Annotated in this window: 15 protein-coding genes; 5 read left to right on the forward strand and 10 right to left on the reverse strand. The window is 71.5% G+C overall.

What is annotated here, in order from left to right:
* Positions 1–23 precede the first annotated feature (23 nt).
* Positions 24–635 carry a TetR/AcrR family transcriptional regulator gene (locus ABT004_RS15015; protein WP_351336089.1) on the forward strand — a complete coding sequence of 204 codons (612 nt, stop codon included), beginning with the start codon at positions 24–26 and terminating at the stop codon, positions 633–635.
* On the opposite strand, the gene ABT004_RS15020 is transcribed toward ABT004_RS15015, so the two are convergent.
* Positions 606–1,757, reverse strand: a complete 1,152-nt coding sequence (locus tag ABT004_RS15020) for an LCP family protein (protein WP_351336092.1) — start codon at positions 1,755–1,757, stop codon at positions 606–608. The genes ABT004_RS15015 and ABT004_RS15020 overlap by 30 nt on opposite strands.
* 62 nt (positions 1,758–1,819) lie before the next feature.
* Positions 1,820–2,326 carry a transglycosylase SLT domain-containing protein gene (locus ABT004_RS15025; protein ID WP_351336095.1) on the reverse strand — a complete coding sequence of 169 codons (507 nt, stop codon included), beginning with the start codon at positions 2,324–2,326 and terminating at the stop codon, positions 1,820–1,822.
* Between the two features lie 510 nt (positions 2,327–2,836).
* Between ABT004_RS15025 and ABT004_RS15030 the strand changes: the two genes are divergently transcribed.
* Complete coding sequence (locus ABT004_RS15030) at positions 2,837–4,252, forward strand: FG-GAP-like repeat-containing protein (protein ID WP_351336200.1); 1,416 nt, start codon at positions 2,837–2,839, stop codon at positions 4,250–4,252.
* 131 nt (positions 4,253–4,383) lie between these two features.
* Here the strand turns inward: ABT004_RS15030 and ABT004_RS15035 are convergent, their stop codons facing one another.
* The 6 genes from ABT004_RS15035 to hutH form a co-directional block, all read right to left on the reverse strand.
* Positions 4,384–5,334: an SDR family NAD(P)-dependent oxidoreductase gene (locus ABT004_RS15035; protein ID WP_351336203.1), complete on the reverse strand. Its 951-nt coding sequence runs from the start codon at positions 5,332–5,334 to the stop codon at positions 4,384–4,386.
* 192 nt (positions 5,335–5,526) lie between these two features.
* On the reverse strand, positions 5,527–6,963 hold the full coding sequence (locus ABT004_RS15040; protein WP_351336098.1) for an amino acid permease: 1,437 nt from the start codon (positions 6,961–6,963) through the stop codon (positions 5,527–5,529).
* Between the two features lie 300 nt (positions 6,964–7,263).
* Complete coding sequence (gene hutC / locus ABT004_RS15045; protein ID WP_351336101.1) at positions 7,264–8,040, reverse strand: histidine utilization transcriptional repressor HutC; 777 nt, start codon at positions 8,038–8,040, stop codon at positions 7,264–7,266.
* A gap of 72 nt (positions 8,041–8,112) precedes the next feature.
* Entirely contained in the window at positions 8,113–8,976 is an 864-nt protein-coding gene (locus ABT004_RS15050; protein ID WP_351336207.1) for an alpha/beta fold hydrolase, read from the reverse strand.
* A gap of 88 nt (positions 8,977–9,064) precedes the next feature.
* Complete coding sequence (locus ABT004_RS15055; protein WP_351336103.1) at positions 9,065–9,634, reverse strand: HutD/Ves family protein; 570 nt, start codon at positions 9,632–9,634, stop codon at positions 9,065–9,067.
* A gap of 153 nt (positions 9,635–9,787) precedes the next feature.
* Positions 9,788–11,323 carry a histidine ammonia-lyase gene (gene hutH, locus ABT004_RS15060; RefSeq protein ID WP_351336105.1) on the reverse strand — a complete coding sequence of 512 codons (1,536 nt, stop codon included), beginning with the start codon at positions 11,321–11,323 and terminating at the stop codon, positions 9,788–9,790.
* Between the two features lie 128 nt (positions 11,324–11,451).
* On the opposite strand from hutH, the gene ABT004_RS15065 reads away from it, so the two are divergent.
* Both ABT004_RS15065 and ABT004_RS15070 read left to right on the forward strand, forming a co-directional pair.
* Positions 11,452–12,222, forward strand: coding sequence for an IclR family transcriptional regulator (locus ABT004_RS15065; RefSeq protein WP_351336108.1), 771 nt, complete (start codon positions 11,452–11,454; stop codon positions 12,220–12,222).
* 75 nt (positions 12,223–12,297) lie between these two features.
* Positions 12,298–12,639: a VOC family protein gene (locus tag ABT004_RS15070; RefSeq protein ID WP_351336111.1), complete on the forward strand. Its 342-nt coding sequence runs from the start codon at positions 12,298–12,300 to the stop codon at positions 12,637–12,639.
* 25 nt (positions 12,640–12,664) lie between these two features.
* On the opposite strand, the gene ABT004_RS15075 is transcribed toward ABT004_RS15070, so the two are convergent.
* Both ABT004_RS15075 and ABT004_RS15080 read right to left on the reverse strand, forming a co-directional pair.
* Positions 12,665–13,435 (reverse strand): NAD(P)H-dependent oxidoreductase, encoded by a 771-nt coding sequence (locus ABT004_RS15075; RefSeq protein WP_351336114.1) that lies wholly within the window; start codon positions 13,433–13,435, stop codon positions 12,665–12,667.
* 98 nt (positions 13,436–13,533) lie between these two features.
* Complete coding sequence (locus tag ABT004_RS15080; protein ID WP_351336117.1) at positions 13,534–13,740, reverse strand: hypothetical protein; 207 nt, start codon at positions 13,738–13,740, stop codon at positions 13,534–13,536.
* Positions 13,741–13,922: 182 nt separating this feature from the next.
* On the opposite strand from ABT004_RS15080, the gene ABT004_RS15085 reads away from it, so the two are divergent.
* Positions 13,923–14,495, forward strand: a complete 573-nt coding sequence (locus tag ABT004_RS15085; RefSeq protein WP_351336119.1) for a GNAT family N-acetyltransferase — start codon at positions 13,923–13,925, stop codon at positions 14,493–14,495.
* Positions 14,496–14,563 lie beyond the last annotated feature (68 nt).

Below are 14,563 nucleotides of genomic sequence, written 5' to 3' on the forward strand. Positions count from 1 at the left end.
ACATCGATTGCTATGCTCCGACCATGGCCAGATGGGATCCCGGCACGCAGGAGCGCCTGACGAAGGCAGCGCTCGAGCTCTTCACGGAGCGCGGATACGACGGCGTGACCGTGACGCACATCGCCGAGCGGGCCGGGATCACCCGACGCTCGTACTTTCGCTACTTCCCGGACAAACGCGAGGTGCTCTTCGCGGGTTCGGAGGAACTGCCGCCCGCGGTGGGTGAGGCCGTACGTGCCGTCGATGCGTCAACTCCCCCGCTCGCGGCGGCCTTTGAGGCGCTCACCGCGGTCGGCTCGCTCCTCGTCGAACGCATCGAGAACGCGGCCGAACGCCGTGCGGTCATCGACGCGAGCCCCGAACTCCAGGAGCGCGACCGCACCAAGCTCGCCGAGATTTCCGCCGCGGTCCGTGTCGCACTCGCCCACCGCGGCACGGACGACGGGACCGCACGACTGGTGGCCCAGATCGCGACGGTGACCTTCGAGAACGCCTTCGTACGCTGGGTCGACGCACGCGGCGAAGAAGACTTCGTCACCTGCCTCCACGCGGTGAGCACGTCACTCCGAGACTCGATCACCGCAGAGGCCGAAGCGCGTCCGACGTCAGACCCCCGCCCCCGACACCACCGGTGAGTCCGTCCGGTCAGCCACCGAACCGTCCGTCGCCGTCTTCGGGATCGGCTGGTCGTGGCGGAGGGACTTCCAGACCTGGTGTGAGGCCTTTTCGAGGGGCAGGACGCGGCCCGCGTCCTGCGTGTCGTAGGTGACCGGAAGTGTGGCCATGTGGGTGCGGTCGGGGCTGATGCCCTTCAACTCCTTGGCGAGGCCGAGGAGTTTGTCGGCGGAGGCCAGTTCGGAGTCCGCGCTGATGGTCTTCGTCGCCGTGTCCGCGAGGGCGTAGGACTTGCTCGGGCTGCCGAGCGGGTCGACCGTGTCGGCCCGGTGGATCAGGGCCTTGATGAACGCCTGTTGGAGCTGGATGCGGCCCAGGTCGCTGCCGTCGCCCACGCCGTGCCGGGTGCGGACGAGCGCGAGCGCGTCCTTGCCCTTCAGGCGGTGCTTTCCGGAGTCCAGGGAGAGGCCGCTGTTGCTGTCGTGGATGGCGTTGCGGGTGGTGATGTCCACGCCGCCGAGTTCGTCGATCAGTTTTTGGAAGCCCTTGAAGTCGACTTCGAGGTAGTGGTCCATGCGGACGCCCGACATCTTCTCGACCGTCTTCACGGTGCAGGCGGGCCCGCCCAGCGCGTACGAGGAGTTGAACACGGCCTTGTGGGCCGCTTGGACGTCGCCGTGCGAGGTCTTGCAGGTGTGGCGGTCGACCTCGGTGTCGCGCGGGATGCTGACGACCGATGCCTTCTTGTGGGTCTTGTCGACGTGCAGGACCATCGCCGTGTCCGCGCGGGCGCCCATGACGCCGCTGCCGTACTCGCCGTGGGTTCCCGCCCGGGAGTCGGAGCCGAGCAGGAGGATGTTCATCGCGCCGCCGTCGCGCTGTTCGTCCGGGCGGTTGGAGCCGAGGGCGGCGTCCACGTCCGTGCCCTTGATGTTGCCGTTGAGGTGCTGCCAGGCGTAGGCCACGCCGCCGCCACCGACCAGGGTCAGACCCAGGGCGCCACCCGCGATCCAGCGCAGCGCGCGCTTGCGCTTGCGGTGCCGGGAGCGGCGCAGTCGGGCGGGGCCGTAGGCGGGCACTGCGGGCGCCGCGGGTTCGTCCGCCGGGTGCGCCTGGTGCTCGTTCCCGCTCTCGTGCGGCATGGGGAATTCCTCACTGATGGTGCTACGTGCTAGGTGCTGCTCGGTGCTCGCTGACCAGTGGCTCAGTAAGCGGAGTCGACGTTGTCGATGGAGCCGTAGCGGTCGGCGGCGTAGTTGGCGGCCGCGGTGATGTTGGCGACCGGGTCCGTCAGGTCGTTGGCCGTGCCGCCGACGTGGTACCGGTCGAAGGTGGGCTGGATAACCTGGAGCAGGCCCTTGGACGGGATGCCGTTCTGGGCGTTGACGTCCCAGCCGTTCTCGGCGTTCGGGTTGCCGGAGGACTCGCGCATGATGTTGCGGTGCAGGCCCTCGTACGAACCCGGGATGCCCTTGGACTTCATGATGTCGAGGGACTCACGGATCCAGCCGTCGAGGTTGTTGGAGTACGTCTTGGCGGGCGCCGCGGTCTTGGTCGTGGTGGCGGGCTTGGCGGGCGCGGTGTGCTCGGCCGCCTGCGCCGGAGACGACGGGACCAGGGTGAGTGCCGCGGCGGCGGCAGCCGCCGTGGCGACCCCGGCGACGGACATCCTGCGGACGCGGTCGGTGTGGCTGGCGGCGCGGGCAGGCATCGGGGCAAAGGCAAAGGGCATGAGCATGAGAGGGGAACTCCAACGGTTCTACGGGGGCGACACGAAGTGCGTCGTGCGCGATGAGCCGGTTCCAGTGCTTGCCGGACACTCCGGCCGGCCCCGGCTGCTGGGGACTCACTCAGGGGTAGCGGCGAGCGGCTCCGGGACGCAAAGGTGTGACGTACTACCCGGGTACGCAGAACCGGCGGATCGGACACTTCGGACAGGCCCCGGGTGGCGGCCTCGCACGCCGGCCGGGATTACTACCGCGCTTAGCATGTGCCGTGGCTCATATGGGTGGGCTCACAGCCGGAGCGGCCCGCCGGGCCTGTTTGCCACCAGCTTCGGTGGCGGCCGGCGACTCCCGGCGTTCACACCACTTCCACCTCGGCGTGTACAACCAGTCACCTCCCTCAGCGGTCTGCTGTGATGACGCTGCGCCGCATTCCGCAGGGAATCCCGGCGCACCGGCACCACGGCGACAGGACAACGGGAGTGTGTGTGAACAGCATGAGACGGCAACGGTTGCTCGCGGCGTGCGCGACGGCGCTGGCGGTGACGGGAGGGACGCTGCTGGTCGCGGGACCGGCGCAGTCCGAACCCCGGGCCGCGGCGCCCCGCGCGGGTGACTTCGACGGCGACGGCTTCGGCGACCTCGCGGTGGGCGCGCCGGAGGGGACGATCGCCGGGTTCGCGAAGGCCGGCTACGTCTCGGTGGCGTACGGCACCGCTCAGGGCGTGCGCACCACTCGCCACAAGGGCATCACCCAGCGCACCGCGGGCATCCCCGGCACCCCGGAGGCGGGCGACCGGTTCGGTTCGGCGACGGCCGTCGGGGACGTGGACGGCGACGGGTACGCGGACCTGGTCATCGGAGCGGGCGGGGAGGCGATCGGCTCCGTCAAGGGCGCCGGTTCGGTCACCGTCGTCTTCGGCGCGAAGGGCGGGCTCAGCGCGGACGCGATCGCCTTCCACGCCCCGACCCCGACGGCCCGTCAGGCCTTCGGCGACCAGCTGGCCGTCGGCGACTTCGACCACGACGGCCGCGCCGACATCGCGGTCGCGGCCGGGACGAAGGTGCAGGTGGTGAAGGGCGCAGCCAAGCTCCGCGACACCCCGACGCCTGCCATGAAGGCCCTCACCCCGCCCGGCGGCGGCGCCGGTACCGGCCAGATCGCGGCGGCCGACGTCAACGGCGACGGCTACACCGACCTCGCCACCGTCGCCTACATGGACGACGCGGCCGACGAGGGCACCCTCGGTGTCCTTGCCGGGTCGGCCGGCGGCCTCACCGGCACGACGCTGGGCAAGACGGGCCTGCCGTTCGCCGGGTACAGCATCGTCGCCGGTGATGTCACCGGCGACGGCAAGGACGACATCGTCGTGGACACCGGCTTCTCGGACGGCCCGGACGACTTCCTGCTGCGCATGTTCCCGGGCACCGCTTCGGGGATGGGCAAGGGCGTCGCGTACGGAGGTCAGGCGCAGCCCGGCGACGCCGGTGTCCTCGCCGACCTCGACGGCGACGGCCACGCCGACCTCGTCACCGCCGACACCACCGCGACCGACCCGGACGGCTTCAACAACGCGGGGGCGGTCACGGTCGTGCCCGGCGCCGACTCCGGCCTCGACGCGCGGGGCGCACACACCATCACCCTGGCCACGCCCGGTGTGACCGGCTCCAGCGAGGGCAACGACCTCTTTGGCTCCGCGGTGGCCGCCGGTGACTACGACGCGGACGGCACGGCCGACCTCACCGTCGGCGCACCCGGCAAGTACCTCGGCACCGGCGCGGTCAGCGTCATCCCCGGCTCGGCGGACGGCCCGACCGGAAAGGGCTCGATCCTCTTCACCCCCGAGGACCTGGACCACCCGGCGGCCAAGGCCCGCTTCGGCTCGTCCCTGGGCGCGACGACGCGACGCTGACGCCACCACGGATCGGTCCGGAGGATCCTCACCTCGCCCGCCGAGGCCTCACGGTGTGTGCCTCGGCGTGGGTGCCTCGGCGTGGGTGCCTCGGTGTGGGCGGCGGCCGGTCGCCAGCTCCCGCCCCGCGCCTACCGAAAGCCGAGGTCCGGATCCGTGCCGGTCAGCTCGCCACAGGCGACCCACAGGCGGGCGGCCACGTCCCGGTCGGTCATGTGCGCCGGGACGGGCTCACGCCGCGGTGTGCCGCGCAGTCCGAAGACCCGCGGCCCCCACAGCTGCCCTCCCTCCACCTCCGGATCGAGGACCGCGCGCACGACGGGCCGGGCTCCGGCCTCCTTGCCCTGCACCAGGAGTGCGGCGGGCAGGGCGCGCAGCCGCTCGCCGGGTGTCGTCACGGATACCGGCGGTCGGGACGGGGTGAGGGAGTCCAGGGCGCCGCCGGGGTGGGCCACCACGCTGAGGACGGTGCTGTTGGTGGCTCGCAGGCGGCGGTCGAGTTCGAAGCCGAAAGACATCTGGGCGAGTTTCGAGCGGCCGTAGGTGCGCTTGGGCCGGTAGTCCCGGGTCGATTGCAGATCGTCGAGGTCCAGTCGCTCGGAGCGCGCCGCGAAGCTGCCCACCGTCACGACGCGGCCCGCGGGCGCCGCCGAGAGGAGCGGGGCCAGCCACTGGGTCAGTGCGAAGTGGCCGAGGTGGTTGGTGGCGAACATGAGCTCGTGGCCGTCGGCGGTTTCCCTGCGGGGCGGGTCGTCGAGCGCGACGCCCGCGTTGTGGACCACCGCGTCGAGGCGGTCGAGGTCCAGCCTGTCCACGGCGGACTTGAGGGATGTCAGGTCGGCGAGGTCCAGTGCGAGGTGACTCGTGTGTGCGTCGGGGACGCACGAGCGGATCGAGGCCATGGCGGCGTCGGCCTTGGCCCGGTCACGGCTGCCGAGGACGACGTGGGCGCCGGTGGCGGCGAGCTGCTCGGCGGTGAAGTAGCCGATCCCGGCGTTTCCCCCGGTGACCAGGAAGGTGCGGCCATCGGCGGACGGCAGTCGGTGGACGTCCCACGGTCGGTGCTGGGATGCGGATGACACGGTGTCGGGCTCCTTGCGGTCCGGGGCGGTGTGCTCTGGGGAAGCACCCATGCGTCCAGACTGACAGGCGCTACCGACATATCGCCGACAGGTCTCCGACAGTCCGCGGGCCCGGACTTCGACGTCAACCGCACGGTAGGTGCTCGGTCGACGTCGCGGTCGGGGCCCGCGGAGTTGCCGATACGTAGGCGCTCAGCCCGCGACCTCGGCCCGACGATCCTCCGAGTCCGCACCGGCCTCCGCCTCGGCCGGTACGGACTGCGGGCCCGTACCGGTCCGGCGGCGGACGGCGAGGACGTAGACCACCGTGAGCAGCGCCAGCCAGACCGCACCGACCTCGAGCGCCACGCGCGTGCTCTCGTGGACGCCGAGCAGGACCAGCACGGCGGCCATGAACACGAGCGTGACGATCTGGGCGTAGGGCCAGAACGGCGCCGGGAACTTCAGGGCCGCGGACTCCTCGGCCGACATCGAGCTGCGGGCCTTCATGTGGGTGAGCATGATCATCACCCAGACGAAGACCGTGGCGAACGTCGCGATCGAGGAGATGATCAGGAAGATCTCGCCGGGCACGACGGCGTTCATCACGACGCCGAAGAGCAGGGCGCCGATCATGACGAGGGTGGTCACCCAGGGCACACCGTTGGCCGTCGTGCGGCGCATCGCGGCGGGGCCGTGGCCGCGCTCGGCGAGTCCGTACATCGTGCGGCCCGCGGCGAAGATGTCGCTGTTGATGGCGGACAGCGCGGCGGTCAGGACGACCACGTTGAGGACGGCGGCCGCGGACTTGAGACCGACCCCGGCGAAGATCTGCACGAAGGGGCTGCCCGAGTCGTCGATCTGCTGCCAGGGGGTGATCGACATGATCACGGCGAGGGTCAGGACGTAGAACAGGATGATGCGCAGCGGGATCGAGTTGACCGCGCCCGGGATCGTCTTCTCCGGGGACTGCGCCTCGCCGGCCGTGACGCCGATGATCTCGGTGCCGCCGAAGGCGAACATGACGATGGCGAAGGAGATCACGAAGCCGTCGATGCCACCCGCGAAGAAGCCGCCGTGGCTCCAGAGGTTGTCGAAGCCGACGTGGACGTGGCCGCTGCCGAGACCGAACGCGATGACCGCGATGCCGACGAGGATCATCGCGACGATGGCGACGATCTTCACGAGGGAGAGCCAGAACTCCAGCTCACCGAAGACCTTGACGCTGACGAGGTTGAGCGCGCCGACGATGACGACGGCGGCAAGCACCCAGATCCAGCGGGGCACGTCCGGGAACCAGAAGCCCATGTAGACGCCGATGGCGGTGACGTCGGCGACGGCCACGATGACCATCTCGAAGGCGTACGTCCAGCCGGTGACAAAGCCGGCCAGTGGCCCGAGGTACCGGTTCGCGTACTCGCCGAAGGAGCCGGCCGTGGGCGAGGCCACGGCCATCTCACCCAGGGATCTCAGGACGAGGAAGACGGCGGCGCCGCCGATCAGATAGGCGAGCAGGACGGCCGGGCCGCCCGCCTGGATGGACTCGGAGGAGCCGTAGAACAGCCCCGTGCCGATGGCGGAGCCGAGCGCGATGAAGCGGATGTGCCGCGAGTTGAGCCCACGGCTCAGGCCGGCCTTTTCGGTACGCAAACGAGTGTCTCCCTCTTCGGGGCGGGGCCGACGGACGTTCCGGATGACCTGTCGTCCTGGCTCCCAATGACGAACGGCAGCCTGTATATTCCTGTATATACAGGTCCGTCAAGAGGTGGTCCGATGAGTGAACACACGAGCAGTCCCGAACGACCCCCGGAACCACGTCGAGCGCGTCCCCGACAGTGGGACGCGCTCTGGACATCCTGCTGTACCCCGTCGGCCGACCTGGCCTGGTGCAAGCGGACACTCTAGCCGGTGACCTGCGCCTTTCGCGCTCGCGGGCCTACCACGGCAGGGTCAGTGCGTGGCGAACGCCCCTTCGAGGCGGTAGCGGGTGCCTGGATGGAGCAGCCGCGCGATGCTCACGAGGGCGTCCCGCGACCAGGTGCGGCGCTGGATCAGCAGACACGGCTCGGCCGGGCCGACGTCGAGGATCGCGCACTCCTCCGGCGAGGCCAGGACCGCTTCCACGATGTGCTCGCCGCGGCCGAGCGGCGCGACCTTCGACAGGAACGTGGACGGCGTCTGCAGCGTGAAGTCCTGCTCCAGGTAGCCGGGCGCGAAGGCCGGGTTGACGTACCGGTCCTCCAACTGGAGCGGCACCCCGTCCTCGTAGTGCACGACCTGTGAGCGGAAGACCGGCCGGCCCTTGCCGAGGCCGAGGTGAGCGCCGGTCCGCTCGTCGGCCTCCTCCTCGCCCAGGGACAGCACGCGGGCCGAGTAGCGGTGGCCGCGGTGGTGCACCTCGTCGGCGATGTTGTGGACCTCCAGGAGCGCGGAGCTGGCTTTGCGTTCGGCAACGAAGCTGCCGACGCCCATGACCCGGCGGATGAGTCCGTCGGCGGCGAGCTCGCGCAGTGCGCGGTTGACCGTCATCCGCGACAGGCCGAGCGCCTCGACGAACTGGCTCTCCGAGGGCAGGGCGTCGTCCTCCTGCCAGTGGCCGTCCCTGATCTGCCGCTCGACGAGCTCCTTGACGCGCTGGTACGCGGGCATGGCGCCGCTCGCGCCCCGCTCGTACCAGCGGGCCAGCTCGGCCTGGTCCACCGTCACATCGCCCACTGTCCTCGCCATCCACTCCCCCGCTACCGGCTTCTGCTGACTACAGCGAATCCTATGGGGGCAGCACGGAGCCGCGGTGCCGCGCTAGCCCGGCACCGCGTCCCGCACGAATCGGCGAAGGTGTGCGCGCACGGCCCGGGGCCGCTCCAGCCAGGGTTCGTGCCCGGCCCCCTCGATGCGTGTCAGCGGAACATCGAGCCGGCGCCCGAGCGATGCGAGAGCCGCTACGGGACGGGGATCATCGGCGCCACCGAGGAGTTCGGTGCGCGCGGGCAGGCACGCGCGCAGCTCGTCCAGACGCTCATCGAGCGGGTCCGCGCGTCCGTCACTGCCGAGTTCGGCGTTCATGGCCCAGTTGACGGGGCGCCGCCGACGGGCGTCCTGAGCGGCCCAGCGGTGCCCGCGTTCGGGCTCGGCGTGGTCGGTGAACCAGGACAGGGTGAGCAGCTCGACCTCCTGCTCCTCCGTGCGGTCCGGCAGCTCTTCCAGCGCTTCGCGCCGCGCCTGCTGTGCCGCGGACATGCGGCGGCCCCGCTCCGCCCGGTACCCGGTGCGCCAGTCACCCACGAACGGCCCGCACATCAGCAGCGTCGCGGCCACCCGGCCGGGGTGTGCCAGGCAGAAGCGGCTCGCCAGGTCGGTGCCGTAGGAGTGCCCGATCAGCACGGCCTGCGGCGCGTGCCACGTGTCGAGCAGCTCGGCGAGGTCGTCGACGTGCCGGGCGAGGGTGTGCCGCCCGCGCCACGGGGAGCGGCCCGTGCCGCGCTGGTCGTAGCGGTACACGGGTGCGAGGTCGCCGATCATGGCGGCGACCTCGCCCAGGTAGTCCGGCAGTCCCGGGCCGCCGTGCAGCAGGACGACGGGCGGTTTGCGGGCCCGGTCGTCCCCCAGCGCTGTCCAGCTCAGCCGGGCCGTGTCGGTCATCGGCGCGAGGCCCTGCGTCTCCATCGAGGTCACCGCGGAGAACCTACCGATCCAACTGACGCTCCGCCAAAGGTTATTGACCTCAATTGACCTCAATCGACCTCAGTCGACCTCAGTCGACCGCGGTGAGGGACACGACCGCCAGCACCCCGTCGACGGCGATGTCGGCCGGGTCCTCGTCGTCCTGGAGCAGGACCGCGTCCAGGCGGTCGAGGTGGACGGAGTCCCGGTGCAGGGTCGCGGTGCCGTCGAGGACGAGCGCCAGGACGCGGGTGCCGGGGGCCGGTTCGAGGCGCGTCGGGCCGTGCTCGATGCGGACGTCGCCCTTCGCCTGGGTACGGCGGAGCATGACGTTGAAGTCGACCAGGGGGCCGCCGAGGAGCCGGCAGTCGGTGGTGGCGTCGCCGGAGAAGGCGAACGGCGCGAAGCGGGTGTCCACGACGTGCTCCGTGCCGTCGACGGTGAGGGCCATGCCAGGGCCCTCTACGACGGTGATGATCCGGTCGACGCCCTCGAACGCCGAGAAGGGCCCGCTGCCGGCGACGTCGGCGAGGCTGATCCGCCACGCGAAGTCGTCCGTGCCGGAGCCCTCGGGGTGCGCCAGAACCTCGGTGGTGACTCCGCCGCCGTTCTTCCACGGTGCGGGGGTTCGCTCGTGGGCGCGCAGGATCTGGGGTGCCATGAAGGTGAGTTGTCCTTTCTTCCGGCCGGCGCCCGGATACCGGCGCCCGGCCGTGTGCCGTGATGCGGACGACCGTACGCGAAGGCGTTGGGTGGAAGTGCCGAACCTCCGGGGCCCCGCAGGACCCCGGAGGTGTGATGTGGAGCGGCCAGGTCAGACCAGGGAGCCGGTGACCGACTCGGCGGCGGCCAGGGCGCGGCCGGAGGCGACGTACTGGACGGCCTCCTCGATCTCCGGCGCAAGCCAGCGGTCGGTGCCGGGGCCCTCGACGGTCTCGCGCAGCCCGTCGCGCACCGCGGCCGTGGCCGGGGCGGGGGTCAGCGGCGCGCGCAGGTCCAGGGCGCGGGCGGCGGTGTAGAGCTCGACGGCGAGGACGCGGCCGAGGCCGTCGATGGCGCGGCGCAGCTTGCGGGCGGCCGACCAGCCCATGGAGACGTGGTCCTCCTGCATGGCGCTGGAGGGGATCGAGTCGACGGAGGCCGGGGTGGCGAGCCGCTTGAGCTCGGAGACGATCGCGGCCTGCGTGTACTGGGCGATCATGTGGCCGGAGTCGACGCCCGGGTCGTCGGCCAGGAAGGCGTTCAGACCGCGGTTGCGGGCCGGGTCGAGGAAGCGGTCGGTGCGGCGCTCGCAGATCGAGGCGACGTCGGCGACGGTGATCGCGAGGAAGTCGAGCACGGCGGCGACCGGGGCGCCGTGGAAGTTGCCGTTGGACTCGACGCGGCCGTCGAGGGTGACGACCGGGTTGTCGACGGCGCTGGCGAGCTCGCGGGAGGCGACCAGTTCGGCGTGTCCGAGGGTGTCGCGGGCGGAGCCGTGGACCTGCGGGGTGCAGCGCAGCGAGTAAGCGTCCTGCACGTAGGTGCAGTCGGGGCCCGCGTGGCTGGCGATGATCCCCGAGTCGGCGAGCAGGGAGCGCAGGTTGCCCGCGCTGTCGCCCTGACCGGGATGCGGGCGCATGGCCTGCAGGTCGGCGGCGAACACGGCGTCGGTGCCGAGCTGGCCCTCGACGCTCATGGCGGCGGAGATGTCGGCGGTGCTCAGCAGGCGGCGCAGGTCGTGGGCGGCGAGGACGAGCATGCCGAGCATGCCGTCGGTGCCGTTGATGAGGGCGAGGCCCTCCTTCTCCTCCAGGACGACCGGCGTGATGCCGGCGGCGGCGAGCGCCTCGCCGGCGGGCTTCTTCTCACCGTCGGCGGTGCGCACGACGCCCTCGCCCATGACGGCGAGCGCGCAGTGCGCGAGCGGGGCCAGGTCGCCGGAGCAGCCGAGCGAGCCGTACTCGTGGACGACCGGGGTGATGCCCGCGTTCAGGAGCGCGGCGTAGGCCTCGGCGGTCTCGGTGCGCACGCCGGTGCGGCCGGTGGCGAGGGTGGACAGACGCAGCAGCATGAGGGCGCGCACGACCTCGCGCTCGACCTCGGGACCCGAACCCGCGGCGTGGGAGCGGACGAGGCTGCGCTGGAGCTGGGCGCGCAGCTCGGTGGGGATGTGCCGGGTGGCCAGGGCGCCGAAGCCCGTGGAGACGCCGTAGTGGGGCTTGACGTCGTCGGCGAGGGCCTTGATGACCTCGCGACTGCGGGCGATCTCCTGGAGGGCCTCGGGGGCGAGGGACACCTGGGCGCCGTGACGGGCAACGGAAACAACTTCGTCGGCCGCGAGGGCACCGACACCAACAACAACGTTCATGCCCCTATGAAGCCGCAGTTGGGCAAGGGTTCGCGAGTCGTGCGACAGGTCTTGTGTCTGGGATCCAAGACGCTTCCTCTGGGATCCCAGACAGATGGTTTGCGACATCCCTGGTCTACGCTCGCCCCATGAGCATCGTCCCGGCCGCCGCGCAGGTCCTGGCCGTCCTGCGCTATCTGGCACGCCAGGCGGCCCCCGTGCCCGCGGCCGCCATCAGCCGGGACGTCGGGCTGCCGCGCTCGACGACGTACCACCTGCTCGACACCCTGGCGGCGGACGGCTTCGTGGTCCATCTGCCGGAGGAGCGGCGCTACGGGCTCGGGGTCAGCGCCTTCGAACTCGCCTCCGGCTACGAGCGCCAGGCCCCGTTCCAGCGCCTGGCCCGCGCTCCGCTCGCCGCGCTCGTCGACCGCACGGGACACAACGCGAACCTCGCCGTGCTGCACGGCCGCGAGGTCATCTACGTCATCGAGGAGCGCGCCCCGGGCCGTCCGCCGTTGATCAGTGAGGTGGGCGTCCGGCTGCCCGCCCACCTGACGGCGAGCGGACGCGCGGTCCTCGCGCTCCTTCCGCCCGCGCAGGTACGGGCGTTGTTCCCCGACCGCTCGGCGTTCGTGCAGCGGCACGGGGCGGGCCCGGCGACGCTCACCGCGCTGCGCACCCTGCTCACCCAGGCACGCCGCCGCGGCTACGCGACGGAGGAGGGTGAGGTCACCCCGGGCCTGTCCTCGGTCGCCGCCCCCGTCCTCGACCACCACGCCCATCCGATCGCCGGGATCGCGGTGACGTTCCCCGAGGAGACGGCCGACGAGGCGGAGCAGCAGCGGATCGCGGGGCATGTGGCGCAGACGGCGCGGGAGTTGACGCGAAGGGTGGGCGGGGCGACACCGCCGCGATGACTTTGGGGCGCCGCCACGGTCAGTACAGACGACGGGCCCGCATGCACGCCCCCTCGACTCTCCATGGAGAACGCCATGCCCCTGGATCTCTTCGCCGGCATCCCTGTCACCGACTACGCCGCCGCGCTCCCCTGGTACGAGCGGTTCTTCGGCGCGGAGCCGTCGTTTCTGCCGAACGACATCGAGGCGGTGTGGGAGGTGGCCGAGCACCGCTACGTCTACATCGTGGAGGACCCCGAGCGGGCCGGGCACGCCCTGGTGCTGTCGTTCGTCGACGACCTCGACACCCGGGTCGACGCGATCGCGCGGCGCGGCATCGAGGCCACGAAGCGCGAGACATACGACGGCGGCGTGACCAAGGTGAGCTACCGGGACGCGGACGGCAACGAGATCAGCCTCGGCGGCGGGGCGGCCTGACGCTCCCGGAGTGCGCGGCGCGCCCTCACCACCGATGCACCCCGAGGCCGTCGCGGCCCGGCGCGAGGTCGGGGCGCAGGACGAGGTCCTCGTCGTAGTCGCCGCCCGCCTCGGACCGGTACGCCAGCGGTTCCTCATCGGGCAGCGTGCGCAGCCGCTCCCGCAGCGCGGCGGACGTACGGGCGTAGTCCGCCGCGTCGTGCCGGTCCGCGCCGTACGCGACGAACGGTTCGAGCGGCGCCATCCCCGTGTACCAGAACGTGCCGTGCAGCAGCGGGAACAGCACCTGGTCCAGCCGCCCGTGGATCCCGCGCGGCCCGAACCCGGACACCCTGGCCCCCACCGAGGTGACGACCAGGGCCCGCTTTCCGGCCAGACCCCCGTCGCCGTACCGGCGGGTGTGCCCGTCCGCCGCCTTCACACCGAACCCGAGCCCCTGCACCAGGACCCGGTCGAACCAGCCCTTGAGGATCGCCGGAGGCCCGAACCACCACAACGGGAAGTGCAGGACCACCACATCGGCCCAGGCCAGTTTCTCGATCTCGGCACGGATGTCGGCGCTCAACTCGCCCGTCGTGTACGCGCGTTCCTGCTCGGCGCCGATGAAGAGCCGGTCGTCGCCGGGCGGCCCGCCGCCGAAGTCCTCGGCGTCGAGGACCGCTTTCCACTTCATCGCGTACAGGTCGGACACCTGGTACGCGTGCCCGAGCCCATCGAGAGCGACGAGCGCGTCGGTCATCAAGGAGCCGTTGAGTGAGCGCTGTTCGGGGTGGGCGTAGACCCAGAGGATGTTCATGCCTCGAGCGTGCGCCCTGGCCCTCGTACGGCATCAGTGGCCAGACGGACATGGGTCGCAAGAATCTGGCCATCGCGGGCACGGCGCGCCAGGCGCTCCTACTCCATCAGGGCCACCGCGAGCCCCACGACGATCAGCCCGCTCGCCAGACCGACCAGAACGAGGCGAAGGGTCGCCGCCCGGGACCAGGGCGGTCTGGAACCCTCACACTCGTACGGCGGCGGCTCGTGCCCGAGCGGAGGTGAATCGGGCCCGTTCGGTTCGGTCAGGTCGGCCGGTTCCTCGGCGCGCACGGTGTCGCTCATACCGGGGAAACGACACTGCACCGCGCACGGGCGCGGACCTGCCCGAACCGTTATGCCGCCCTCACCCAATGGTCACAGTCGGGTCCGTCAGGTGAACCGTCCGCATTCCTACGAGGGACGAGTCGGCGGGGGGGGCGACGACCCGCACGATCGGCAAGGGACGTGGATGGGAGGGTCGGCGCATGACACACACGACGCGACGCGGCCCCCTCTCGATGGAGCACATGGACGGGGCCGCGGCGGTGCAGGCCGAGGACGCGTTCAGGCTGATCTACGCCGAGGCATTCGCCGGCCCCCCGTACGACGAGTCCGCGGACGACGTCGACGCCGCCTTCCGCCGCTTCCCCGCCCAGGCCCGCAATCACGGATTCCGCGCCGTCCTGGCCCGGAGCGAGGGCGGCGAGCCGGTGGGCATGGCGTACGGGCACCCGCTCAGGCCCGACACGGTGTGGTGGGACGAGCTCATCGAGCAGCCCGTGCCCGCCGACATGCGCCGCGAGGACGGGCGGCGCACCTTCGGGCTCATGGAACTCGCGGTGCGCGACGCCTGGCGCGGGCGGGGTGTCGCACGGCGTCTGCACGCGATGCTGCTCGACGGCATCGGAGCCGAGCGGGTCCTGTTGAACGTCCACCCGGCGAGCGGGGCGGCGCCGACCGCCTACCGCTCGTGGGGGTACCGCAGGATCGGCCAGGGCAGGCCGGGAGGCGGGACAGACGTCGACCTCCATGATGTGATGCTGCTCGACCTGCGCTGAAGCAGGCCCTTCACGGGGACCGCCGCGCACGTCTCAGCGCTCCTCCAGCGCCTTCCGGAACGGCAGCG

The sequence above is a fragment of the Streptomyces sp. NPDC002790 genome, assembly GCF_040295505.1.
In the GTDB taxonomy this organism is placed as follows: domain Bacteria; phylum Actinomycetota; class Actinomycetes; order Streptomycetales; family Streptomycetaceae; genus Streptomyces.

What these genes read in the sequence shown, in the direction of transcription:
- ABT004_RS15050 (WP_351336207.1), bottom strand. Translation starts at nt 8,976, where the DNA reads ATGGAGACGCAGGGCCTCGCGCCGATGACCGACACGGCCCGGCTGAGC.
- ABT004_RS15030 (WP_351336200.1), top strand. Translation starts at nt 2,837, where the DNA reads ATGAGACGGCAACGGTTGCTCGCGGCGTGCGCGACGGCGCTGGCGGTG.
- ABT004_RS15055 (WP_351336103.1), bottom strand. Translation starts at nt 9,634, where the DNA reads ATGGCACCCCAGATCCTGCGCGCCCACGAGCGAACCCCCGCACCGTGG.
- ABT004_RS15085 (WP_351336119.1), top strand. Translation starts at nt 13,923, where the DNA reads ATGACACACACGACGCGACGCGGCCCCCTCTCGATGGAGCACATGGAC.
- ABT004_RS15070 (WP_351336111.1), top strand. Translation starts at nt 12,298, where the DNA reads ATGCCCCTGGATCTCTTCGCCGGCATCCCTGTCACCGACTACGCCGCC.
- ABT004_RS15065 (WP_351336108.1), top strand. Translation starts at nt 11,452, where the DNA reads ATGAGCATCGTCCCGGCCGCCGCGCAGGTCCTGGCCGTCCTGCGCTAT.
- ABT004_RS15015 (WP_351336089.1), top strand. Translation starts at nt 24, where the DNA reads ATGGCCAGATGGGATCCCGGCACGCAGGAGCGCCTGACGAAGGCAGCG.
- ABT004_RS15075 (WP_351336114.1), bottom strand. Translation starts at nt 13,435, where the DNA reads ATGAACATCCTCTGGGTCTACGCCCACCCCGAACAGCGCTCACTCAAC.
- ABT004_RS15025 (WP_351336095.1), bottom strand. Translation starts at nt 2,326, where the DNA reads ATGCCTGCCCGCGCCGCCAGCCACACCGACCGCGTCCGCAGGATGTCC.
- ABT004_RS15020 (WP_351336092.1), bottom strand. Translation starts at nt 1,757, where the DNA reads ATGCCGCACGAGAGCGGGAACGAGCACCAGGCGCACCCGGCGGACGAA.
- ABT004_RS15080 (WP_351336117.1), bottom strand. Translation starts at nt 13,740, where the DNA reads ATGAGCGACACCGTGCGCGCCGAGGAACCGGCCGACCTGACCGAACCG.
- hutH (WP_351336105.1), bottom strand. Translation starts at nt 11,323, where the DNA reads ATGAACGTTGTTGTTGGTGTCGGTGCCCTCGCGGCCGACGAAGTTGTT.
- hutC (WP_351336101.1), bottom strand. Translation starts at nt 8,040, where the DNA reads ATGGCGAGGACAGTGGGCGATGTGACGGTGGACCAGGCCGAGCTGGCC.